This is a genomic window from Pricia mediterranea (genome assembly GCF_032248455.1).
In the GTDB taxonomy this organism is placed as follows: domain Bacteria; phylum Bacteroidota; class Bacteroidia; order Flavobacteriales; family Flavobacteriaceae; genus Pricia; species Pricia mediterranea.
The window spans coordinates 1,386,107-1,408,605 of record NZ_JAVTTP010000001.1; the positions used below are offsets into that span (position 1 = coordinate 1,386,107).

Annotated in this window: 21 protein-coding genes; 10 read left to right on the forward strand and 11 right to left on the reverse strand. The window is 47.7% G+C overall.

Annotated elements, in window-relative coordinates; genetic code table 11:
• Window positions 1-14: 14 nt before the first annotated feature.
• Window positions 15-461, reverse strand: coding sequence for a hypothetical protein (locus RQM65_RS05890; RefSeq protein WP_314013365.1), 447 nt, complete (start codon window positions 459-461; stop codon window positions 15-17).
• Window positions 462-912: 451 nt separating this feature from the next.
• Between RQM65_RS05890 and RQM65_RS05895 the strand changes: the two genes are divergently transcribed.
• A complete protein-coding gene (locus RQM65_RS05895; RefSeq protein ID WP_314013366.1) occupies window positions 913-1,068 on the forward strand; it encodes a hypothetical protein in 156 nt (51 codons plus the stop codon).
• A 235-nt stretch (window positions 1,069-1,303) separates the two neighbouring features.
• Here RQM65_RS05895 and RQM65_RS05900 read toward each other — a convergent pair whose 3' ends face one another.
• The 5 genes from RQM65_RS05900 to RQM65_RS05920 form a co-directional block, all read right to left on the reverse strand.
• A complete protein-coding gene (locus RQM65_RS05900; protein WP_314013367.1) occupies window positions 1,304-2,626 on the reverse strand; it encodes a serine hydrolase domain-containing protein in 1,323 nt (440 codons plus the stop codon).
• A gap of 140 nt (window positions 2,627-2,766) precedes the next feature.
• The gene (gene hemL, locus RQM65_RS05905) at window positions 2,767-4,047 is read right to left on the reverse strand and encodes a glutamate-1-semialdehyde 2,1-aminomutase (protein ID WP_314013368.1); all 1,281 of its coding nucleotides are present in this window, start codon (window positions 4,045-4,047) and stop codon (window positions 2,767-2,769) included.
• Between the two features lie 668 nt (window positions 4,048-4,715).
• Window positions 4,716-5,663: a glucosaminidase domain-containing protein gene (locus tag RQM65_RS05910; RefSeq protein ID WP_314013370.1), complete on the reverse strand. Its 948-nt coding sequence runs from the start codon at window positions 5,661-5,663 to the stop codon at window positions 4,716-4,718.
• Window positions 5,660-6,619 carry a 1-aminocyclopropane-1-carboxylate deaminase/D-cysteine desulfhydrase gene (locus tag RQM65_RS05915; RefSeq protein WP_314013372.1) on the reverse strand — a complete coding sequence of 320 codons (960 nt, stop codon included), beginning with the start codon at window positions 6,617-6,619 and terminating at the stop codon, window positions 5,660-5,662. The genes RQM65_RS05910 and RQM65_RS05915 overlap by 4 nt, the downstream gene beginning before the upstream one ends.
• A 104-nt stretch (window positions 6,620-6,723) precedes the next feature.
• Window positions 6,724-7,047, reverse strand: a complete 324-nt coding sequence (locus tag RQM65_RS05920) for a hypothetical protein (RefSeq protein ID WP_314013373.1) — start codon at window positions 7,045-7,047, stop codon at window positions 6,724-6,726.
• Between the two features lie 232 nt (window positions 7,048-7,279).
• Here RQM65_RS05920 and RQM65_RS05925 point away from each other — a divergent pair, with 232 nt between their 5' ends.
• The 4 genes from RQM65_RS05925 (at window position 7,280) to RQM65_RS05940 (ending at window position 11,372) form a co-directional block, all read left to right on the forward strand.
• The gene (locus tag RQM65_RS05925) at window positions 7,280-7,438 is read left to right on the forward strand and encodes a C1orf53 family protein (RefSeq protein WP_314013374.1); all 159 of its coding nucleotides are present in this window, start codon (window positions 7,280-7,282) and stop codon (window positions 7,436-7,438) included.
• A 59-nt stretch (window positions 7,439-7,497) separates the two neighbouring features.
• Window positions 7,498-8,064, forward strand: coding sequence for a DUF4136 domain-containing protein (locus RQM65_RS05930; RefSeq protein ID WP_314013376.1), 567 nt, complete (start codon window positions 7,498-7,500; stop codon window positions 8,062-8,064).
• 11 nt (window positions 8,065-8,075) lie between these two features.
• Complete coding sequence (locus RQM65_RS05935) at window positions 8,076-9,833, forward strand: aromatic amino acid hydroxylase (RefSeq protein ID WP_314013377.1); 1,758 nt, start codon at window positions 8,076-8,078, stop codon at window positions 9,831-9,833.
• Between the two features lie 264 nt (window positions 9,834-10,097).
• Window positions 10,098-11,372 (forward strand): glucuronyl esterase domain-containing protein, encoded by a 1,275-nt coding sequence (locus RQM65_RS05940; protein WP_314013379.1) that lies wholly within the window; start codon window positions 10,098-10,100, stop codon window positions 11,370-11,372.
• Between the two features lie 227 nt (window positions 11,373-11,599).
• On the opposite strand, the gene RQM65_RS05945 is transcribed toward RQM65_RS05940, so the two are convergent.
• The 4 genes from RQM65_RS05945 to alaS form a co-directional block, all read right to left on the reverse strand.
• A complete protein-coding gene (locus RQM65_RS05945; RefSeq protein ID WP_314013381.1) occupies window positions 11,600-12,229 on the reverse strand; it encodes a DUF4230 domain-containing protein in 630 nt (209 codons plus the stop codon).
• An 88-nt stretch (window positions 12,230-12,317) separates the two neighbouring features.
• The gene (locus tag RQM65_RS05950; protein WP_314013383.1) at window positions 12,318-12,791 is read right to left on the reverse strand and encodes a DUF6036 family nucleotidyltransferase; all 474 of its coding nucleotides are present in this window, start codon (window positions 12,789-12,791) and stop codon (window positions 12,318-12,320) included.
• On the reverse strand, window positions 12,788-12,976 hold the full coding sequence (locus RQM65_RS05955; RefSeq protein WP_314013385.1) for a hypothetical protein: 189 nt from the start codon (window positions 12,974-12,976) through the stop codon (window positions 12,788-12,790). The genes RQM65_RS05950 and RQM65_RS05955 overlap by 4 nt, the downstream gene beginning before the upstream one ends.
• 236 nt (window positions 12,977-13,212) lie before the next feature.
• Window positions 13,213-15,837, reverse strand: a complete 2,625-nt coding sequence (gene alaS / locus RQM65_RS05960) for an alanine--tRNA ligase (RefSeq protein WP_314013386.1) — start codon at window positions 15,835-15,837, stop codon at window positions 13,213-13,215.
• Between the two features lie 272 nt (window positions 15,838-16,109).
• Between alaS and RQM65_RS05965 the strand changes: the two genes are divergently transcribed.
• Genes RQM65_RS05965 through RQM65_RS05985 form a run of 5 tightly spaced genes read left to right on the forward strand, consistent with a single transcriptional unit; the run spans window position 16,110 to window position 19,459 of the window.
• Window positions 16,110-17,087 (forward strand): M23 family metallopeptidase, encoded by a 978-nt coding sequence (locus tag RQM65_RS05965; protein ID WP_314013387.1) that lies wholly within the window; start codon window positions 16,110-16,112, stop codon window positions 17,085-17,087.
• Between the two features lie 3 nt (window positions 17,088-17,090).
• Window positions 17,091-17,420, forward strand: a complete 330-nt coding sequence (locus RQM65_RS05970) for a MerR family transcriptional regulator (RefSeq protein ID WP_314013389.1) — start codon at window positions 17,091-17,093, stop codon at window positions 17,418-17,420.
• Window positions 17,421-17,454: 34 nt separating this feature from the next.
• Window positions 17,455-18,054 (forward strand): LemA family protein, encoded by a 600-nt coding sequence (locus tag RQM65_RS05975; protein ID WP_314013390.1) that lies wholly within the window; start codon window positions 17,455-17,457, stop codon window positions 18,052-18,054.
• A 45-nt stretch (window positions 18,055-18,099) separates the two neighbouring features.
• Window positions 18,100-18,549: a TPM domain-containing protein gene (locus tag RQM65_RS05980; RefSeq protein ID WP_314013391.1), complete on the forward strand. Its 450-nt coding sequence runs from the start codon at window positions 18,100-18,102 to the stop codon at window positions 18,547-18,549.
• A 10-nt stretch (window positions 18,550-18,559) separates the two neighbouring features.
• Window positions 18,560-19,459, forward strand: coding sequence for a TPM domain-containing protein (locus tag RQM65_RS05985; RefSeq protein ID WP_314013392.1), 900 nt, complete (start codon window positions 18,560-18,562; stop codon window positions 19,457-19,459).
• A gap of 12 nt (window positions 19,460-19,471) precedes the next feature.
• Here RQM65_RS05985 and RQM65_RS05990 read toward each other — a convergent pair whose 3' ends face one another.
• Window positions 19,472-22,228 carry an outer membrane beta-barrel protein gene (locus RQM65_RS05990; protein WP_314013393.1) on the reverse strand — a complete coding sequence of 919 codons (2,757 nt, stop codon included), beginning with the start codon at window positions 22,226-22,228 and terminating at the stop codon, window positions 19,472-19,474.
• Window positions 22,229-22,499: the final 271 nt, after the last annotated feature.

A 22,499-nucleotide genomic window follows, 5' to 3' on the forward strand; every position in this document is an offset into this window, starting at 1 on the left:
GGTCTGACGAGGATTTATTTCGCTGTTTTCTCGCGTCTCACTCCTTCTCTGTCTTTCGTAGTTTTAGCGTAGGCATCGAAACCTGACGGAAGATACGCCTCTGTATCAAAATCCATCGTAACCACATCGTCTTCATCGATGTAGTTGAAGGCGGCAACATCGTTCGGGTAAGCATAAGCGTCAAAGTTCGCAGGAAGATATTTTTTAAGGTTAGCCTCCTCCCCGATCTCATCTTCCAAAAATATAATGGCATCTAGATTGACATAGATTTTATAAGGATTGAAACCTTCCGGTAAATAATCGGCCGTGTCGAATCCCAATTCGATTTGGGATTCATCTTCTATATAGGTGACGGATTTGACAATTTGTTCGTCCTTTTCGGTGGGCAGGTCCCCCGCGAAAACTCCGTTGGTAAATAATAGACCTGTTGCGATTGAAAATATAAAGTTCTTTTTATTCATTATATGATTGCATTAATTATCTCTTTGTTAGAGATAGTATAACGCTCATTCCCGCAAATATTGTTTATTATGCATTGTGGGACGTTTCTTAATAACCCTCGAATCATCAAATTGGCAATTCAAAGTATGAGATATTGACGTATCGCTATTTTCTCAGACACAAGTCTATCCAAGCGGCATTTAAACCCTGAGATTTTTATTTGGATAAATTCATACTTTTTATTCCACCTTTGTCCAATGGATCCGCAACAGTGCCGTTCGTCGATGATTTAAGGACTTCACCCTAGCCTTGGGGTAAACTCCATTCGATAACCGGGAAAGACTAACTCAAAAAAGAATAGACAACAGGAAAACGGCAATTGACCACGATAAGGCCTTATTTGACAACAAGAAGTTTTCAGGAAACCTACTTTATTCTACTTTAGTACCAGAATTAAAAAACACGTCCCCCATGACTCAACGAATAAAAAGTTCCCTTTACTTAGCCGCCTTTGCCATCGCATCAGTTATCTATTATAACCAGACTAGTATCGATCAAAATCCCCAAACGAACGATATGGTCGAGGCCGATATCGAGCAAGTATCGAGTATCGACCTTGAAGAATAGAAACACCGGTCTTCATATTCCGGACCAACTACACCTACTTATTGAACAAGAGCACGGACCTACTCCGTGCTTTTTTATTGGCCAATAGGCGCAGAGTGGTCAGGAACAACAAAATGAGTACAGGCAATGCCACGTGCTTTTGAAGTAGTTGGTCCAATAAAGGAAATCCCTTAAAAAGTTGTGTCGGAGACGTAAACGAGCGATGTAGGAAGAGAGAATTTAAATCTGCCAGATGCTACTCTACAAAGACATAGTCGCTATTGTCACTCAGAGCAGAAGCCGTTGATGGGGCCACAGGAGAATTTTTGGTGTATATGCCCTTGACGATGGCGTACAGATCCGGTATCACAGTACTCGCCAGTCTGGAGTTGCTGTTCAAAAGTACACAGATTCCCAGATCGGATTCGGGATAAATCGCGATTTCATTTCGAAAATGATTTACACTTCCACCATGGTGCCAGATCGTGCGTGGGGCCTTAGCATCATCTTCCTGAAATTTATGGATACGCCATCCGTAGGCGTAGTACGAGGTTAAATGGCCCGGCCAACGGTAGTAGTACTTTCTACCGGACTTGATTTCGATTTGGGGATCGAATGCATCCGCCAAAGCGGCTTCATTCATGATTTCGGGGTTGTGCCCCAATAGGAACCGCATCCATTTGGCCATATCGCCCGCACTGGCGTTGATACCGCCGGCGGCGATGGCGTTGTGGTAACTGTCGGTCAGCTTCGTACTCCTCCACCCCCTTGTGGCCCTCACATGTGGAATAGCGACATTGGCATTTTGCGACAGAATATCGAAATCCGTGGTCGTACTGCACATTTCAAGTGGATTAAAAAACCGATTCTGAAGCGCTTCGGCGAAATCCTCACCGGATGCCTCCCGCATGATTTCGCTGCTTAGGGAGAACATGGCATTTTGATAGCTGTACATTGCGCCAGGTTCGCTGATCGGATTCACTTTCTTGAACATGCTGGCAATTTTACCAATTGGAATGCCGGCATCGACCAAATTGGTATAACTGTGATACGGGGTGCCGGAAGTATGGGATAAAATATGGGCCAAGGTAATCTTTGCGGTATTTTTGATATCTCCCAACTGGAAATCCGGAACGAAATCACGGACCTTATCGCTCCAATGTAGTTTGCCTTCATCTTCAAGTTCTGCGGCCAGTACGCCCGCAAAGCCTTTGGACAGTGAGCCCAGTCTGAAAACGGTCTCTCCGTCGACCTTATCCCTTTCACCGCTTTTTCTTTTTCCAAAGCCCTCGGAAACTACGATGGAATCGCCTTTTACGATACTTACGCCCGCCCCGACAATATCACCCAACGCGACCGCTTTTTTGAAATAGGCGGCCAATGCCACTTGCAGTTCACGCTTGTTCTCCGAGTATAAGGCTACCTCCTTGGGGTCCACCGAAGCTTTTACCAGTTCGGGTACTTTGGCCAATGCCTTCGTTTCAGCTTCTTCCGCGGAGGAGTTGCCACATAATGTGGCCACTACAAAAAATAAGGGAATGGCGATAAGAGCGCCTACAATAATTTTAAAGCTCCGCATGGATGAAATTTTACACGATAATAAAATTGGGGGTATGAAAATAAAACTTAATAATCGTATAACAAACTCAACGTTTAATTTCTTTTAATATTTTATGATTTGCCTTCTTTTACGGAGCTTCAGCCTGTGAAAACATCGTCTTATAGTTCAAGACGCTCCAAAGCCGCGATAGTTTCATCTAGATCATCGTAGGTCAAGGCGTCGTTCAAGAAGTAGCTTTCAAAGGCACTGGGTGGCAGATAGACTCCCTTGTCCAACATCCCGTGGAAATAGTTTTTAAACGTTTCGTTGTTTCCTTTGGCGGACGTCTCAAAGTCGATCACCGGGGCATCCGTAAAATGTACCGAGATCATACTTCCAAAGCGATTGATCTGATAGGGAACGCTTTTATGCTTCAAAACGGATTCGAAACCTTTGTGAAGGTGTTCCGTTTTTTTTGCCAGGCTGTCGAACACTTCATGCCGTTCGTTCAGCTCGGTCAACATGGCGAGTCCCGCTGCCATCGCCAAAGGGTTTCCACTTAAGGTTCCTGCCTGGTACACTGGGCCTTCCGGGGCAAGATGGGCCATAATCTCGGAGTTTGCCGCAAAGGCACCGACCGGCAATCCGCCGCCGATGACCTTTCCGAAGCAGAGAATATCGGCATCGACGCCCAAGGCCTCCTGAGCGCCACCCTTGCCCAAGCGGAACCCCGTCATGACCTCATCGAACACCAACAATATTTCTTCTTCGGAACAGATATCCCGTAATCCATGTATAAAAGCATGGTTGGGCACGATACATCCCATATTACCGGCGACCGGTTCGATAATGATGCAGGCGATTTCGCCTCGATTGGCCTCGATTAGGTCACGGACACTCTGTAAATCGTTGTATTTCGCCAACAACGTGTCCTTGGCCGTGCCTTGGGTCACTCCCGGGCTATTGGGACTCCCAAACGTCACCGCACCACTGCCGGCCTGTATCAAAAAGGAATCGGAGTGGCCGTGATAGCAGCCCGCGAATTTGATGATCTTATCCTTTCCGGTATAGCCACGCGCCAAACGTACGGCACTCATACAGGCCTCGGTGCCACTGTTCACAAAACGGATCTTATCGATGTTCGGAACCATCGAAACCGCCAACTTGGCCAATTCGGTCTCGATCTCAGTGGGCATACCGAACGAAGTGCCCTTTTTGGCCTTTTCGATGACGGCATCGATGACCGGTTCGTAGGCATGGCCCAGGATTAGGGGCCCCCACGAAGCGATATAATCGATCAAGCGATTGCCGTCTTCATCGTGGAGATAGGCGCCCTTGGCACTTTTGACGAAAATCGGGTCGCCACCGACCGCCTTAAAGGCACGTACGGGGGAATTTACCCCACCGGGAATATAATTTTGGGCCTCGGCAAATAGGGCGCTGCTTCTTTTGTATAACATAGAATTTGAGTATAAGAATTGAGGTTTAAGCGGAAAAGTGCAAACTACTATTCAGAAATCGATTTAGAAAATATTCATCGAGAATTTAGGGGTTTTAGATCCTGGAATTCAACCTTAAAAACACCACTTCAGAGCAAGGTCTATTGAGGGAATTGAACCAATAACCTATCTCGGGGCAGGCCCGCAAGAGCTTCAGCGAAGTCGATCCTTTCGGCTTCGCTCGAGACTAACTCTGTTGGAATATAGTTTTGAGGGGACCGAGAAGTTCTTGACTGCGCTCGATCGGACATCAAGCATGTTTTGAATTTCAGATACTTAAACAAAATTCATTGTATGTATTTGACTACTGACCTCTAAAATTCAAAAATCGTAATGTCTAACGTTCAACGGTGTTTTTTGGACATTGTCGATTTGGGCATGCATTTTCCTCAGGGTGGAATTTAAAGCCCCTTCGTCGGGGTTCTTGCCAAACAAAAAAGATATCCTCCCGGTCAAAATCGGTCAAGTTTTTAATTAAAGCGATTGAGGATTCGGATTTTTCGAGGTATTCGGACTCGTCCTTACAGCACGAAGCCAGAACTCCAAAGCGGATGGTCAGGACATGGGTCAGCATTCGGCCTCGATCATTACCGCCCTGTAGGTTTCTGTCTAAAGATTGTCGGTGTCCATTACTTGTTAAAGTTTTCCGTTTTTACGGTTAGCTCCTGCCCGATGGCCAAGTCGTTGTCGTAAAGATAGTTCCAGCGTTTTAAATCGTTTACGGAAACGGCGTAGCGCTTTGAGATGGAGTACAGCGTATCGCCCGCCTGCACGGTATGACTGGCGTATCGGGCTCCAGCAGCGGCAACCTCTGATTTTCCGTCATTTCCATATCCGGCACCGGATGCTTCCGTTCGCGGGTCCCGCTCGGTCATCGGTGGGGATTCCGGGTCGGAAGCCGATCGGCCGCTCCGTTTTTGCCCATAGCCCGATTCGACCACGGCGGTGTCGAACCTGTCAAGATCATAGCGTTCGATAAGGGCAATTAATTTCTCGGGATACCTTTTGTCAGTGGCATACCCGGCCTTTCGAAGTCCCTTGGCCCATTTTTTATAATCGTCGTTCGGGAGATCGAAGAGAAAATTATACCGCGAGCGCCCGGTCAAAAAGATGCTGTGATCTCGATACGAATACATGGGGTGATTGTATTTCCTGAAACACTCCCCTTTGACGTCGTCGTCGTGGTGGTCGAAATCGCCTTGCCAGCCCCGATGGCATTTGATACCGAAGTGGTTGTTGGTCTTACGCGCCAGCTCTCCCCTTCCAATGCCACTTTCGAGCAATCCCTGGGCGAGCGTGATACTAGCGGGAATCCCATAGGCCTTCATTTCGAACTGGGCGATTTCGGCAAAGGTCTCGATATATTCCTCGGGGGAATCGATTTCGTAACGAACAAACTCCCCCGTGTCCTCGGGCATCACGTAAACGCCGTCGTCAACCTTTTCAACTTGGTGGGCGACCGTGGTTTCCTTGGATTCTGTTGGACGATGGTTCTCCGTTGCGACTGCCCGTTTTTTGGATTTACATCCGATAAAAACAGTTCCTAGAACAAATAGCAGAATAAGATTTCGTATCATAGGTCCAATGCTGGTAAATTTTTCTTTTTTAAATGGATATTCATCCCCGAGATACCTTGTAATCCCCCCGTATGTACGACTAAAATTCTGGTTTTAGGAGGAAAGTAATCCTTTTTGATCAGCTCGAAAATCCCTAAAACCATTTTTCCGGTGTATATCGGGTCTAGGGGAATACAGGTACGTTTCTTGAAATCGTTAATAAAGTGTACAAGCTCGCCCGTTACCTTTGCATACCCTCCAAAATGGTAATCATCCACCAATTCCCAATTCTCCTTTCGGGCAAAATTACGAATATCTTCGCTTAAAAATCCGCCGTTCAGAGCGGGAAACCCCAAAATTTGCTGATTTTCAAGGGATGCATTGATGATTCCGGCGAGGGTTCCGCCGGTTCCTACAGGGCAGCAGATTACATCGAAATCGGCATCTGACGGGGTCAAGATCTCCTCGCATCCCTTTACCGCCAAAGGATTGGTACCGCCCTCGGGCAACAGGTAGCAGGGTCCGAACCGGTGTTGTAAGTATTTTAAGTAGGATGGATTCTCCTTGTCGCGATAAGCTTCCCTAGAGACAAATTCCAACTGCATCCCTTGGTCGGACGCCGATCGCAAGGTAGGATTGGATTCCCATTTTTCGGCCAGTTCATGCCCCCGGATGATGCCCACCGTTTTCAGACCCTGCAATTTTCCGGCATAGGCCGTGGCCGCGATATGGTTGGAAAAGGCACCCCCAAAAGTGAGGACGGTATCGAATCCCTTACGATGTGACTCAATAAGATTGTATTTGAGCTTTCGGAATTTGTTCCCCGAAATCAGGGGATGTATCAAATCTTCCCTCTTTATCGTAAGGGAAACTTGCTTCTCGGAAAGTATTGGGAGCGTAACCGCTTGATTACGGACCTTCCCTTTTTCCTCCAAGGTTGGAGCATGAATGCTATCGGTATTTCTGAACTTTCCCATTCCCTGAATTCCGGACTCCTACACCTCTAAACTTTCTGCACCCATTAAATCGACGAGATAGAAAACCCTAACCCGGCACGGGCTCCCAGACGTTATCTTATCCCTCAAAAATACTTTAAAAATCCGAAAAGCTTCCTATTTTGGGGGTAGTCGAGGTTCTTTTCGTTGGCGTACGCCTCCCGTTCGAAGCTTATATTCTGGTAGGCCTTATAGCTATCCAAATAAAACAACGTCCGCATCAGCCATTCCGAAAAATAAAAAAGATAAAAGAAAACAAGCAACAGCTCTTGTTGTTGCTTTAGGTGGATCCGCTCATGATTGATCAGCACCATATCGTCTTTTAGAGCACCGTCTTTCAAGATAATAAAGGGCCAAAGAGACAGGCCGACGTAATTCTTATAGAATAAATGTTTGAATATTACAATCATGATCCAGCTATAAAACGAGCGTCTGCGCAGATAATTGTCAACAGCACACTATAATCGTTAACACGAACTTATCGACAGCGATGGCACCACCTCGGCCAACCGTCTGAATTACCCGTGAAAGTTACGGTTTATGATCGGTTTATGGTCTTTTACAAACATTTGTAGTATCTTTAATTAGCATATAGCGGAGATGCATAGGGTAGAACCAATTGCCGTACGATTGCTTGGAACGATGAGAAGGAGGAATTCTATGGAGACAGACGACTTTTACCTATCTGAAAAAGGCTACAGGGTATTTACCGAAGCATATCATTTAAAACGCGGCTATTGCTGTGAAAGCGGATGTAGGCATTGCCCCTACGGCTATGACCCTAAAACAAATCACCAATAGCGATTTCGGATGATTCGGCATGATTTTTGATTTTTATTAATCCGTATAAAAACAAATGTATGAAAACTATAAAAACGCTAGTGATGCCGATGCTGGCCGTACTTTTTTTAAGTGCGTGTTCTTCGGTCAAGGTGCTTTCCGATTACGACAGACAGGCCAACTTCAACGAGTACAAGTCGTATGCTTTCTATAAAACGGGCATAGACAAAGTACAGATATCCGATCTGGATAAAAAACGGATTTTAAGGGCCATCGAGGCGGAGATGTCCCAACGCGGTTTTGTGAAGTCCGAAAATCCTGATCTGTTGGTCAGTATTTTCACAAAAGAGAAAGAGCAAGTCGATATTTACAACAACTATTGGGGCGGCTATGGCTATTATGGATGGGGCTGGAGTCCTTATTACTGGGGTCCCGGTTACGGTCGTGGCGCCTATGCCAGCACCCGTACCGAAGGGTCACTCTATATTGACCTGATCGACGCAGACAGTAAGGAACTGGTCTGGCAAGGCAAAGGGGTCGGCAATTTGGGCAATATTGAGAATATCGAAAAGAAAGAGGAACGTATCCGCGAATTCGTGTCCGAAATTTTGATGCAGTATCCGCCGAATCAGGTAGCGGCTAGATAGTATCCCATATCATGTCCTACAAAAGCAATCCCGTACTCGATAAACTGCCCGAACACCTTAGGCAGTATATCAAGCCCCAGAATTACGGGGACTACTCGGCCATTGACCAGGCCGTGTGGCGGTATGTCATGCGGAAGAACGTGGATTATCTCAGTAAGGTCGCCCACGGGTCATATCTGGACGGATTGAAAAAAACGGGGATATCGGTAGACCATATCCCCAATATGTACGGCATGAACCGTATTCTCAAGGAAATCGGATGGGCCGCCGTGGCCGTGGACGGGTTTATCCCTCCTTCGGCCTTTATGGAGTTCCAGGCCTATAACGTGTTGGTCATCGCCTCGGACATCCGTCAGCTCGACCATATTGAATATACCCCCGCACCCGATATCATTCACGAAGGGGCCGGACATGCGCCGATCATCGCCAATCCCGAATACGCCGAATACCTGCGTCGCTTTGGGGAAATCGGCTGTAAGGCCATCTCCAATGCCAAGGATTTTGAGCTGTACGAGGCGGTGCGGCACCTCTCCATCATCAAGGAGGCCGCCGGAACCCCGAAGGAAGAAATCGATGCCGCCCAGAAACGTATCGAAAAGCTACAGGATAACATGGGCGAACCCAGCGAAATCGCCCTGATCCGTAACCTCCACTGGTGGACGGTCGAGTACGGACTTATCGGTACGCCCGAGCACCCGAAAATCTATGGCGCGGGACTGCTTTCCTCCATCGGGGAAAGTGCCTGGTGCATGAAGGAGAAGGTCAAGAAAGTGCCCTATTCCATTGAGGCGGCCTACACTTCCTTTGATATTACCCAGCCGCAGCCCCAACTTTTCGTGACTCCCGATTTTGCTTTTCTGAATCAGGTACTTGAAGATTTTGCCGATACTATGGCCTTGCGTACCGGAGGGTTATCAGGACTTCAAAAACTGATCGCCTCCAAGGAATTGGGCAGCATCGAACTGAGTACGGGCTTGCAGATCTCGGGCAATTTCGAGAGCGTCATCGGACACAAGGGCAATCCCGTTTATTTTCAGACCAAAGGAAAGACCGCTCTCGCCTATCGTGAAAAAGAGCTCGTCGGCCATGGCATCGAACAGCACGCATCCGGTTTTGGATCGCCCGTAGGAAAGTTAAAAGGCATCAATCTGGCCATCGAAAATATGGCCCCCCGTGACCTGAAAGCCTACAATATATTTGAGGGACGTAAGATTGAATTGGATTTCGAAGGTGGAATCAAGGTAGCCGGCGAAATTGTTACCGGAACCCGCAACCTCAGTGGGGCCATTCTCTTGGTCACCTTTAAAGATTGCAAGGTTACCCACAATGACGAACTTTTATTCGAGTCAAAAGAGGAAACCTATAGCATGGCCGTAGGCGAAAGCGTGGTTTCGGCCTTTAACGGCCCCGCCGACGTCAACAGCTTTGACCTTATTACCCACGAGATTTCGTCGACGACCATCAAACCTGAGATTTCGGAGCAACAGACCCGTTTGGAACAATATTATGACCAAATACGCCATTTTAGGGAGGGGAAGAATACTACAATCTCAAGACATAAAGTGCTTGACGCCCTACAAAACGAATATCCAAACGATTGGCTCTTGTCCGTCGAGCTTTACGAGCTCGCCAAAGCGAACGGTGACATTGAATTTGCAGAAGAAATCCTTAGTCACTTGGAGGATGTCAAACGGGGAAATCCGAAAGTCGGGCATCTGATCGATGACGGGGTGGAGTTGGTGGAGGATAATTTCGTAATTCAAAGGTGAATACTTAAGCCCATCCCGATCGGGTTTTTTACCAGTAGGAATCTCGTGAGTCACGCACCTTCTTCGGTAACCTAGTTTTTTACTCCACCTTAGGTTATCGGCCAGCTGTCATCCGTAGCTGACTTTCCGTTCTCCCGATACAATCTTCCTCCTCTCTCCTTTCGTCATCGATGTTTCGCCCTTCCTTCTTCAACCTTTTGCCAGCTGTCTTCGGTCATCGGTCTTCCGTCTAGAGAATCCCATACTTTTCCCTATCTTGCTTTCATGAAGCGCATCCTATTTTACATCCTTATAACTTATCCCATTTGTATGGCCACTGCACAGTTCGAACCCAATTATGACGAAACCAAAGTCCCAAAATTCGAGGCCTCCGATCTTTTGACCACGTTTGATGGGAAAAAGGTCAACGATACTTCAGGATGGGAGAACACACGCCGACCGGAGCTTTATCACTTCTTTGAGGAGCAGGTATACGGCAAAGTTCCGGGGAAACTGGATAGCTTATCCTTCGAGGTGGTCGAGGGATCGACCGAGGCATTAGGCGGAAAGGCCATCCGCAAACAAATCGAGGTCGATATGTTTAAAAACGGGAAGTCCCTCAGCTTCCACATCCTCCTCTACCTACCGAACAATGGGAAGGCCTCCCCAATTTTCCTCGGCTATAATTTCTACGGAAACCATACAATCACCGATGATTCCAATGTCATCATATCGAATGCGTGGGCGATGGACAACGAGGACTTCGGTATCTCCGATAACACCCTCACCAAAGCATCGCGCGGAGTCCGTACCCATCGCTGGGCCATCGAAAAGATAATTGATGGCGGATTCGGACTGGCTACCATCTACTACGGCGAGGTCGATCCTGATAAAAACGATTTCTCGGACGGGCTGCACCGCTTGTTCTATGAAGAGGGCCAGACCAATCCCAAAGCGGACGAGTGGGGCAGCATCGCGGCTTGGGCTTTTGGCATGAGCCGCGCCTTGGATTATTTGGAAACCGATTCGGACGTCGACGCGCACCGCGTCATTTCGTTCGGGCACTCCCGTCTGGGAAAGGCGGCCCTATGGGCGGGAGCCAGCGACCAGCGTTTTGCCGCAGTGATCAGCAACAATTCCGGATGCGGCGGGGCGGCGCTTTCAAAACGGAAATTCGGGGAGACCGTTGGCCGCATCAATGCCCGTTTTCCTCACTGGTTCAGCGACACCTTTACCGCGTACAACGATAATGAAGAAGCCCTAGCCATTGATCAGCACGGACTGCTGGCCCAGATAGCGCCAAGACCACTTTATGTGGCCAGTGCCGAAGATGATCAATGGGCAGATCCCAGGGGGGAGTATTTATCGGCACATTATGTCACGCCCGTGTACCAACTGTACGGTAAAAAAGGACTCGCTCGGACCAAAATGCCCCAAACCGGTTCCCCCGTTCACCATACGGTAGCCTATCACATCCGGACCGGAAAGCATGATGTGACCGAGTACGATTGGGAGCAGTATATTTCGTGGGCGAAAAAGTTTGTTGCGAAAGAAGAATGAACTACCTCGGAGCAAGTTCGCCGCGAGGTATCAGAAGCAAGACCGCTGCGCTACCAGAGCCAAGAAACAAGACTTTCTGTCTTGACTCATGATTCTAGGCCCCTGGCTCTTTGTGCACAACTTAAGTATCTGGATGCTACGCCCAGGGCAGAGCCTCGGGGAATTTTAATGATTAAAAGATGTGGCCCCGGACTCTAGATTCGGTAAATTCGATTCGGTCGCGTCCATTAATCTTTCAAGAAAACTTCTTGCAGCCCCTCTACCCCCACATTGTCCTTAACGGTTTGCCCGCCATACTCCAACGTCCATCCCATTGAACTCGTCAGAATATAGAATTTCTGCAGTTCGCTGATCAATCGGTTGTCGGCATTGTTGAGGAGCGAAGAGCGCTCGACTTTTTTCATCAACGACGCCCTAACACTTTTCTTGATTTTGTTATAGTCCGAAGCGTCGAACATATTCAGGTAATCGGAGGTCACATCGTAATATTCAAAATCGGGACTTATTTTAATATCGGGATCGGGAATGCTCTCGATCCGCAGTGTCTTGGTCTCCCGATCGACTTCAAATTCGATTTTGGACAGGTCGTAAGCCACGGTCACGTCGGCGTTTACGACCACCAAGGCCTTTTTATGGGCAGAGACCAAGGGGCCGAAAACGGCCTTGGAATCCTTATAATTATAAACCTCCGCAAAATGGCCTTCGGTAACTACCAATTTGGACACGTTCTCGATCTGTTGCTGGATCAGCATGGAGTTTTCCTCGAGGATGGAATTTTCCGCTTTATCATCCGCACAAGATCGAACGACGAAGACCACCGCTAGAGCAACTACAACACCGATCAGAATTTTCTTCATGGGGTGAAATTAAAAAAATAAAGTTTGGGGGCGTTTCGCGGTAATGCCGGGATGGGACACGGTCTTATCGGTAGAATCAGGCTTCCCGTTAGCCTCTTTTCACCTTTTGCAGTTCCTGAACATCCAGCAAATCCTTTGGGCGACCCGATTTTATCTTACTTGTTATCAAGTCGTCAAACGAAAGAACCCTCCATTTTAAGCCCGAGTTTTCTTCCTTGGAGACGATTTCCGAGTTTCGATAGGCCTCTTCAAAGGTTTTGTTGACCGAGAAATTGGTAATCAACTCTAGGTCTAAATCCAGTGGTGAAAATTTAATCGATATGTTTTGTCTTTGTTCTTTGACATCGTTCGGAAAATCGTCAATTTCATAATCCATTGCACGAAAAACGCGGACCAGGTTTTTTAAGTTTTCAGGATTCATGTCGATCCAAAAATCTACATCGGCGGAATGCCGCTGATAACCATGAAAATTTACTGCCCCGCCGCCTACCATCAACATTCTGACATCGCAGTCATTACAGAGCCTGATAAACCCATCTATTTGATCCTTCCAATTATTCAAAATTTCTTCGAGGTTATCTCAATCAAAAAATTATCTTTATTTTTAGGAGCGGCCTTTGTAGGATAGTCCTTTAGACGGTCCATCAAATCTAAAAAAGCGTAGATACGCTCTACGGGAGGAAGTTTCAGAAATTCATCTCGCTGCTCCCGGTTGCTTTCTTCCTTGGTTCTAAAGGACACCTTCATCGAATTTGCTTTTACGGCTTAACGGATACATATTCCTATAAAAATACAATTTAATCGCGGATTCGGGGGTCATCTCATTCCGGAAGGGACAGGGGACTTAACCGATGGAACATCTAATTTGTTAGGTAAAGACCCCAAAGGTTTTTTCCAAATTTTCGATAAAGCCAAGTTCTAGTCGAGAGTTTCAGTAGTACTGATTTACCTTAGCGCCGAAACCTTTGGGGTCTTCTATTTCGCTAATCCAAATAGCCCCGCGCCTGCTCCAAAGCGGCGTCGATCCCGGCGGGGTTCTTGCCACCGGCAGTGGCGAAAAACGGTTGGCCACCGCCGCCGCCCTGAATGTATTTTCCGAGTTCACGGACGATATTTCCGGCGTTCAGATTCTTTTCCGCGACAAGGTTCTTGGAAATGTAGCACGAGAGCAGGGCCTTGCCGTTCTGCTCGGTGCCGAACAATAAAAACAGGTCGTCTTGGGCATTGCCCATTTCAAAACAAAGGTCCTTTATGCCGGCCGCGTCCAAATCCACTTTTCTGGCTAGAAACTGCACCCCGTTAAGGTCTTCCAGCTCGGCTTGTAGTTCACCTTTCAGGTTTTTGGCCTTGTCCCTTAACAGGCTTTCTACCTCTTTTTTGAGCATGGCATTTTCCTCCTGTAAGGTCGCTACCGCTTTTATCGGATCTTGGGGGTTATTGAGTTTCCACCTGATATCGGCAAGTTTGCGGTCGTTTTCCTCATAATAGTCCCTGACCGCATCGGAAGTGATCGCCTCTATACGGCGGATACCTGCCGCCACAGCACCTTCCGACCGTATTTTGAAATACCAGATGTCGCCCGTATTCCTGACATGGGTTCCGCCGCAGAGCTCGAAGGACTTCCCAAATCGGACGGTCCGTACCGCATCGCCGTACTTTTCGCCGAACAGGGCCACAGCACCCTCTGCAATGGCCTTTTCCATCGGCACGTTTCTTTGTTCCTCCAGGTCCAAATGCCCTGTGATACGAGCATTGACGAAATTCTCGACCGATCGAAGCTCTTCATCCGTGAGCTTAGCGAAGTGCGAAAAATCGAAACGCAGGTATTTGGAGTGTACCGCGGAGCCTTTCTGCTCCACATGGGTACCCAAAACTTCCCGTAGGGCCTGGTGCAACAAATGCGTTGCCGTATGGTTGGCCTGTGTACGCCGTCGCTGTTGCTTGTCCACGCTTGCCTTAAAGGTCGCGCCCGTATTCTCGGGCAAGGTCTTGGAGAAATGTACGATCTCGTTGTTTTCTCTTTTCGTATCCACAATATAGGTCACGTTGCCGTTGGGGGCTTCTAAATAGCCCTTATCCCCCACCTGTCCGCCGCCCTCGGGATAGAACGGAGTCAGGTTAAAGACCAATTGATACTGCTCGCCCTCCTTTTTCGAGGTTACTTTCCGGTATTTGACCAGATTGACCTGGGCTTCCAGATAGTCATAGCCGATGAACTCCTGCTCAGGGTCGTCGGAAAGTACCGTCCAATCTTCCTTGGTGGATTTTGAGGCCGATTTCGAACGTTTTTTCTGTTCTTGCATCGCCGCCTCGAAGCTTTGTTCATCCAACGAATATCCTTTTTCCTGAAGGATCAAGGCGGTAAGATCAACGGGAAAGCCGTAGGTATCATAGAGCTCAAAGGCCTTTCGGCCATCGACCTGTTTTCCCTTGGTTCCTGCGACCACCTGATCTAGCAAAACCAGCCCCTGTTCCAAGGTCTTTAAAAAGGACTGCTCTTCTTCCTTGATAACGTTCTCGATCAATTGCCGCTGTTCGATCAGTTCGGGGAAGGCATCGCCCATAGTATCGGTCAAGATGTTGACCAACCGGAACATGAACGGTTCTTTGGTATTTAAAAATGTGAAGCCGTAGCGCACCGCCCGACGTAAAATCCGACGGATGACATAGCCGGCACCCGTATTACTGGGCAACTGTCCGTCAGCAATTGAAAAGGCGACCGCCCGGATGTGGTCAGCAATGACCCGAACGGCGATGTCGGTTTCTTCTCCCACGGCTCCGGACTTACCGTATTCGCACTGGGTAATCTGTTCGATCTCCCTAATAATCGGCGTAAAGATATCGGTATCGTAGTTGGATTGCTTCCCTTGCAGCACCATACACAAACGTTCGAACCCCATTCCCGTATCCACGTGTTTGGCGGGCAGGTCTTCAAGTTTGCCGTCGGCCTTGCGGTTGTACTGCATAAAGACCAGGTTCCAAATTTCGACCACTTGGGGATGATCTTGATTGACCAAAGTTGCCCCGGGAACCTTGGCCTTTTCGGCATCCGAACGGATATCGACATGGATTTCGGAACAGGGGCCACAGGGACCTTGATCGCCCATCTCCCAAAAATTATCTTTTTTATTGCCCAAAAGGATGCGGTCTTCGGGTACGATGGCCTTCCATAGTTCATAAGCCTGTTTATCCACTTCCAAACCATCCTCGGTACTGCCCTCGAAAACGGAGACATACAGGCTTTCTTTATCGATCTTGAGCTCTTCTGTCAGCAATTCCCAGGCCCAGCGGATCGCATCCTCCTTAAAATAGTCCCCGAAACTCCAATTGCCCAGCATCTCGAACATGGTGTGATGGTACGTATCCTTCCCCACCTCTTCTAAATCATTGTGTTTTCCGCTGACCCGTAGGCATTTTTGGGTATCGGCTACCCGCGGATGTTTCGCGATACTGTTCCCCAGGAAAAATTCCTTGAATTGGTTCATGCCCGCGTTTGTAAACAACAACGTAGGATCATCTTTGGTCACCATGGGCGCCGAGGGCACAATCTTATGGTCTTTTTCTTTAAAGAAATTCAGGAATTTCTGTCTGATTTGTTTGGAAATCATTGCGATATATAAGGTAATGCAAATAGTAACGTTATAAAAGAAACTATCTTTATATTTGTGTGATTCGGCGAAATGCCACAAAAATAGGATAAAATTCAATGATGATACGGAAAATGGCAGGACCATCGGGGTGGACTTGGGACAATTGGAGGTAGCAAGTCCGGCCCATCATTTTCTAGGATTGATCTTTAAAGCAAGCGATAGAATTGGCTTACGCCTCAGAATTGTACCTCAAGGTGACGCTCCGAAATGGATAAGCAGAAACAAAAACCATGTCTAAAGTAAAGTACTATTACGATCCCGACACGCTATCGTACCGAAAGATAGAGCCGAAAAAATCACGGCGCTATCGAAACATAGCCTTTTTCATTCTCGGTTCTTTTTTCTTCGGATTACTTGCGCTCATTCTTTTAATGAACACGAACCTCATCAATACGCCCCAAGAACTGTCCCTTCAGCGCGAAGTCAACAACTACGAACTGCAGTTCGAGCTGTTAAACCGCAAAATGGGACAAATGGAAGAGGTGCTGGCCAATATTGCCAATCGGGACAACAACATCTACCGATTATATTTTGAGGCCAACCCTATTCCCGAAGAACAGCGGCTTGCCGGTTTCGGGGGGGTGAACCGCTACAAATCGCTTGAGGGCTTCAACAATTCAGAGATGATCATCGAAACTACGAAGCGCCTCGATATCATCAAAAAACAGATGGCCATACAATCCAAATCCCTCGACCAAATCACCAAATTGGCCGAGGAAAAGGAAAAACTGTTGATGGCCATCCCTGCGATACAGCCCGTACGCAATGAAGACCTAAAACATATGGCATCAGGCTTTGGATGGCGCACCGACCCCTTCACCAAGGCGCGGAAGTTGCATCGAGGCATGGATTTTTCGGCCCCCAAAGGAAAACCGATTTACGCCACGGGGGATGGAAAGGTGATACGGGCCGACAACAATTCATCCGGTTACGGCAAGCACGTACGCATCGACCACGGATATGGCTACAAGACCCTCTACGCCCACATGAGCGCCTACAATGTTAAGCGCAATCAAAAGGTGAAACGCGGTGACCTCATCGGATTCGTGGGCAGTACCGGTCGCTCGGAGGCCCCACACGTACACTACGAAGTCTGGAAAGACGGGGAACGTATCAATCCCATTAACTTTTACTATGGCAGTTTGAGCGCGAAAGAATTCGAGAATATGTTAAAACATGCCCAGCAAGAAAATCAATCCCTAGATTAAACCATGCAAATAGAGCTTCCCGAAAAACGCTATTACGGTATCGGCGAGGTCGCCCGGGCCTTCGATGTGAATACCTCGCTCATCCGCTTTTGGGAGAAAGAGTTCGACGCCCTGAAGCCTAAGAAGAACGCCAAGGGAAACCGCAAGTTCACCCCCCAGGATATCGAAAACCTGAAACTTATCTATCATCTGGTCAAGGAGCGCGGCTTTACCCTCGAAGGTGCCAAACTGCACTTAAGGGAAAACCGTCAAAAAACGCTTCATACATTTGAGATTATCGATAAGCTCGAGCGCGTAAAGTCGGAACTGATCAAGATTAAGGAACAGCTTTAGAACAACGATTAACTTAGCAATTTAAACCACTGAAATGAAAAAAGGAATTATCGCATTAATTATCCTCGCCATAATCGGGTTTGCCGTATATCAATGGGCCGTTGGCTTCAACAACACCGCCGTTGAACTGGAGGCCGATGCCAAGACCGCTTGGTCGAACGTAGAAAGCGCCTATCAACGTCGTAACGACCTGATCGGCAACCTGGTCAAGACCGTACAGGGAGCGGCCGATTTCGAACGCGGTACCTTGACCGACGTTATCGAAGCCAGGGCCAAGGCCACCTCGACCTCAATCGATGCCGACAATCTGACCCCCCAGAACATGGAAGCTTTCCAGCAGGCCCAAAGCGGACTCACCGGCGCTTTGAGCAGGTTGATGGTCGTCGTGGAACGCTATCCGGAACTTAAGGCGAACCAAAATTTTCTCGAACTTCAGTCGCAACTGGAAGGCACCGAAAACCGCATTAACGTGGCCCGGGACCGCTTTAACCAAGAAGTCAACGAATACGACATCCATACCACCAAGTTTCCCGGCAAACTCTTGGCCGACACCTTCGGTTTTGAGGAAATGGCCCGCTATAGTGCCGATCCCGGTTCGGAAACGGCACCCGATGTGGACTTTGATTTTGAATAACGATCCAACCTCCTATCGACTTACGTCAATTTTTGAAACTATTTTATGTCAAGAGTAGAGGATTTCTTAACGGCTGAGGAAGAACAGGAAATCGTACAGGCCATTCTTACGGCCGAAAGGAAAACCTCGGGCGAAATCCGCGTCCATATCGAGGCCCATACCGAATTTGATCCTATGGACCGGGCCAAAGAAGTATTCCAGATGCTTAAAATGGGCAACACCAAGGAAGAGAACGGTGTGCTCATCTACGTCGCGGTCAACGATCGAAAGTTCTCCATCTACGGCGATCGGGGTATCGACAAGGTGGTGCCCGACGATTTTTGGGATTCCACCCGCGATGCCATTCAGGCACAATTCAAAAAAAACAGCTTCAAACAGGGCATTATCGACGGCATCCTGAAGGCCGGCAAGGAACTACAGGCCCATTTCCCTTGGCAATCCGACGACAAAAATGAACTCAGTGACGAAATCTCCAAGGGACGCTCATTATCATAAAATTCCATAAATGAGAATTTCATTTCCACCATACTTGAATTTATGGAATGCCAACGGTTTGATACAGGCTCTTTTGGTGCTCTTCCCCGCAGCGGAAAGCGGCCCCCATTACGTGAGGTCCTTCTTAAGGCGGGGGCTTTTGGTTCTTTTCTCCTTGTTCTGCGGAGGTATTTTCGCGCAGTTTCAAATTCCCGATAAGCCCAAGGAGGAAACCAGCGTTTACGACTTTATCGACCTGCTTCCCCAGGAACAGGAAGAGGCCTTGGAACAAAAACTCATCCGGTATTCCGACAGTACCTCTACCCAGATTGTAATGGCCCTTATTAGCTCCACCGAAGGAGAGGACATCAATTACCTCGGGGCCCAATGGGGCCAGAAATGGGGTATTGGCCAAGCGGACAAGGACAATGGTGTCTTAATACTACTGGCCAGGGATGACAGGCGTATCGCAATCAATACAGGCTACGGAACGGAAGGCGACCTGACCGATGCCATGTCCAAACGGATTATCGAGAAAATAATTCTACCCCAATTCAGGCAGGACAACTATTACGGGGGACTAAACGACGGTGCCGAGGCCATATTTGAGGTGTTGACCGGCCAGTTCGAAGAAGAACGGACTTTCGACGATAAAGGATCTGGTTTTCCATTCAGTTCCATCTTGCCCATTGTCATCTTCTTTGTTATCCTGATTATCCTATCCCGAAAAAATCGCAGGGGCGGCGGGAAAAATGGCGGGCGACGCTCTGGTGGACTGGATATTTGGGATATGATTATTCTTAGCAACATGGGTCGTAGCAGTGGCTCCGGCAGCTTTGGCGGTGGTGGGGGCTTTGGAGGCGGGGGCGGATTCAGTGGTGGCTTCGGCGGCGGTGGTTTTGGTGGCGGCGGTGCGTCGGGGGGGTGGTGATTACAAGGCAGTTTACCTCCCTCGAGAACTGTTCCGGCCCGGTTTCTTACCGCCAAACTGATCGAATTTAAAAGTGACGCTTCCCATAAAATAACGGGTCAGCACAGTACCCTGAAAATCCTGTATAAAATCTTCACCTGTAGTTCTTCTTACGTTGGTGTTCTGGTTCAAAAGGTCATAGGCCGATAGTTTGATCGTGGCCTTTTTGTCGAATACATCCAGCCCGAGGCTCATGTTCCAAAACAGTGCGTTCTTTCTGAAACCCGGGCCGACGTCGCCGTTGTAGGTATATCGGATATCATTGCCCCAGACGAGGTTCTCGGGCCAGTAGGTGGTCAACCTAAGGTTGAAATTTTGGGAAGTATATTTAATATCCTCTATGTTGTCCAAATTGTACTTGGTGCTGTTGAAAGAAATACCGTAGCCCGGTTCAAACTCCACCAATTCCCTATAATTAAGGGTGGTGGAAAAATAGGGCGATACATCGAAACTATTGGCCTTCAGTTCGATCCCGTTGGTAAAACTTACCTGTCGGCCGAAACTAAGACTGGGCCGCAAGTTGAACTTGGCCGAGAACACGCTATCTTTTTTTATTTCCCTGGAATAGCCAAAACCGGCATTCCCCCTGTAATTTCCATCTATGTTGGTATATCGGGTAGTTCTTAAAAAGTTTTCGTCGGTGGTGGATACGGCCGAAACGCGGTTTCTTTCTATGTCGATATTGGAATACACGTAGACCCCGGTACGTTCCTTCCAATTATAATCGTTGTAATTGAAGTTGATGCCATGATTGACCGCCGGCGATAGATCGGGATTGCCAATGACGATGTTCAAGGGATTGTTCACGTTGGGTACGGGTTGCAATTGGTTGACCGAAGGCAGATTTAACCGTGTACGATAACTCGCATAAAACCGCTTGTTCTTGCCCAGGGTATAGCGCAGTCCTCCCCTAAAGAGTAAATTTTTATAGGATCTGGAAAATGAAGTATTCTGCAGGAAATCACGGTTGTTCAGGTCTGTGAATCTATAGGAAGCCCCAAAACGCAGGTTCAGTTTTTCACCTCTTCTGCGAATACCTACGGAAGGGGTCTGCTGTACGCTCTTGAAATTAAAATCGGAACTCAAGGCCTCATTGAACAAGGTATACCCTTTATTGTCCATGTCAAAATCCATCACATCTTTGATGTTGTCCCGCTTATCGTTGCTATATTCGTATCCCAGGTCCAAGAACCATTTTTCCATCAGCGGTTGTCTATAGTCGACCTCCAATTCATAGGAATTTCTTTTGTTGCTTACTTCGGATAATTGATCTAAAATTTGCTCGTCGGGATTTTTCCCAAAAACTTCCCGTAATGAATTTAGGTTTGACAGGCTCTGATTTTCAACATTGGCATTCGAGAACGAAACGCTTACGAACCTGCCCAAGGTTCCGAATTTCTTGATGAGGTTGAAGCGGTTAGAAAAATTTCGCTGAAAGCCATCTTCCGTTCGTGTTCTATCGTTACGGTTGATCAGCTCACCATCATCATTGGTAGTCGAAGATGTGTTGACGCGCCGCGAGTTGGTCCGGTTGACGCTCATAGAAGGCTGTACGGAAATTCGAAGGGTCGAGTCGATATCGAACTCCAAATTGGCAGCGCCCCTGTTGGAATTGGTCGAGCCCGTAAAATTACTCTCGTTTTCGGAAAAGAACCTTCGGTCGGGCAGAATGTTCTCCCTACTGGTCTTTTGGTCGTTAAAGGAATCGCTGTAGCCGAAGAAGTAATTACCATCAATTTCATATTTACCTTTTTCTGCATTGGCGTAGCTGCCGCCCAGATTCGAGGAAGTGGTAATGCCGTTGCCGAAATTGTTGATAAGTCCCGCTTCTCTCGCACCGTCATACCCGCCACGGGTATTACCGACCATATCGTAGATTTCGTCAAAGGAAAACCCCGAATTATTGATGTTGTTGGAACTGGCAATAAAACTGACCCTTTCTTTATTGTTGAAATAGTTCAACAATCCATTGACTTGGTAGCGTTCATCGGTGCCGTAGCCGGCGGCCAGTCTACCGATGTAGCCTTTATTCTTATCCTTTTTGATGGTCAGGTTAATGGTCTTATTCTCGCCGTCGCCTTCCTCGCCGGTGAATTCTTGGATCTTAGTCTTGGTATCCGTGATCTGTATTTTGTCGATGACCTCTTTGGGAAGGCTTTTTGTTGCCACTTTAGGGTCGTTGCTGAAGAATACTTGTCCGTTGACCAATACTTTGTTGACCTCCTTGCCGTTAACGGTAATCTTGCCGTCGCTATCGACCCGTACCCCAGGTAATTTTTTGAGCATTTCCTCGACCGTGGCATCGGGACGGGTCTTGAAGGAATCGGCATTGAACTCCATCGTGTCCTTTTTTATGCTTATCGGCACCCGCTCCCCTACTACATTTACACCTTTTAGTTCACGCGCCTGTTCTTCCATATGAACCTTCCCCAATTTTATAAGCGGTTTTACATCTACCTTCATCCGCAAGGGCCTGTAGCCGTTGAAGGAAAAGAAAAGGTTCAGTTGCTTTAGATTCGTGCGGTCTTCCAGTTCAAAAAATCCGTTTCCATCCGATATCGTATAGGCAATCAGAGAACTGTCCCGGGGCGATTCGGCGTAAATCGTAGTTGCTTCCAAGGCTTCTTTCGATTGAACATCGATAAGGGTGCCCGTCACTTTGAATTCTTGGGCATGGGAAATGGAAAAAAGTAAAACACAGAGAAGGATACTCGGTAAAACTTTGGACATGAAATAGCTTGGTAATTGGATATTCGGAATGACCGCACTAAAATACAATAACAACTAAAGGGTTAGTTGGCGGTTAACAAAGGTTTAGGATTGTTAGGTGCTTTGGGGCTAGGTGTTAGGTGCTCGGTAGACGGTTCTTGGAGCTGGGTGTCCGGCGTCCTAAGTTACATCCTTAAGAACTGGATCTTGAAATGCAACTGTCAGGGGTTAGCTCAGATTGCCAAGTAAAAAAGTTTGAAAGCAGAAAGCGGTTATCCAGTACTGAGCCGAT

Coding starts and splice junctions, on each gene's coding strand:
- RQM65_RS05920 (WP_314013373.1), bottom strand. CDS start 7,047: ATGATTGTAATATTCAAACATTTATTCTATAAGAATTACGTCGGCCTG.
- alaS (WP_314013386.1), bottom strand. CDS start 15,837: ATGATTTCCAAACAAATCAGACAGAAATTCCTGAATTTCTTTAAAGAA.
- RQM65_RS05890 (WP_314013365.1), bottom strand. CDS start 461: ATGAATAAAAAGAACTTTATATTTTCAATCGCAACAGGTCTATTATTT.
- RQM65_RS05915 (WP_314013372.1), bottom strand. CDS start 6,619: ATGGGAAAGTTCAGAAATACCGATAGCATTCATGCTCCAACCTTGGAG.
- RQM65_RS05940 (WP_314013379.1), top strand. CDS start 10,098: ATGAAGCGCATCCTATTTTACATCCTTATAACTTATCCCATTTGTATG.
- RQM65_RS05945 (WP_314013381.1), bottom strand. CDS start 12,229: ATGAAGAAAATTCTGATCGGTGTTGTAGTTGCTCTAGCGGTGGTCTTC.
- RQM65_RS05935 (WP_314013377.1), top strand. CDS start 8,076: ATGTCCTACAAAAGCAATCCCGTACTCGATAAACTGCCCGAACACCTT.
- RQM65_RS05975 (WP_314013390.1), top strand. CDS start 17,455: ATGAAAAAAGGAATTATCGCATTAATTATCCTCGCCATAATCGGGTTT.
- RQM65_RS05895 (WP_314013366.1), top strand. CDS start 913: ATGACTCAACGAATAAAAAGTTCCCTTTACTTAGCCGCCTTTGCCATC.
- RQM65_RS05985 (WP_314013392.1), top strand. CDS start 18,560: ATGAGAATTTCATTTCCACCATACTTGAATTTATGGAATGCCAACGGT.
- hemL (WP_314013368.1), bottom strand. CDS start 4,047: ATGTTATACAAAAGAAGCAGCGCCCTATTTGCCGAGGCCCAAAATTAT.
- RQM65_RS05925 (WP_314013374.1), top strand. CDS start 7,280: ATGAGAAGGAGGAATTCTATGGAGACAGACGACTTTTACCTATCTGAA.
- RQM65_RS05910 (WP_314013370.1), bottom strand. CDS start 5,663: ATGATACGAAATCTTATTCTGCTATTTGTTCTAGGAACTGTTTTTATC.
- RQM65_RS05955 (WP_314013385.1), bottom strand. CDS start 12,976: ATGAAGGTGTCCTTTAGAACCAAGGAAGAAAGCAACCGGGAGCAGCGA.
- RQM65_RS05980 (WP_314013391.1), top strand. CDS start 18,100: ATGTCAAGAGTAGAGGATTTCTTAACGGCTGAGGAAGAACAGGAAATC.
- RQM65_RS05930 (WP_314013376.1), top strand. CDS start 7,498: ATGAAAACTATAAAAACGCTAGTGATGCCGATGCTGGCCGTACTTTTT.
- RQM65_RS05990 (WP_314013393.1), bottom strand. CDS start 22,228: ATGTCCAAAGTTTTACCGAGTATCCTTCTCTGTGTTTTACTTTTTTCC.
- RQM65_RS05965 (WP_314013387.1), top strand. CDS start 16,110: ATGTCTAAAGTAAAGTACTATTACGATCCCGACACGCTATCGTACCGA.
- RQM65_RS05900 (WP_314013367.1), bottom strand. CDS start 2,626: ATGCGGAGCTTTAAAATTATTGTAGGCGCTCTTATCGCCATTCCCTTA.
- RQM65_RS05970 (WP_314013389.1), top strand. CDS start 17,091: ATGCAAATAGAGCTTCCCGAAAAACGCTATTACGGTATCGGCGAGGTC.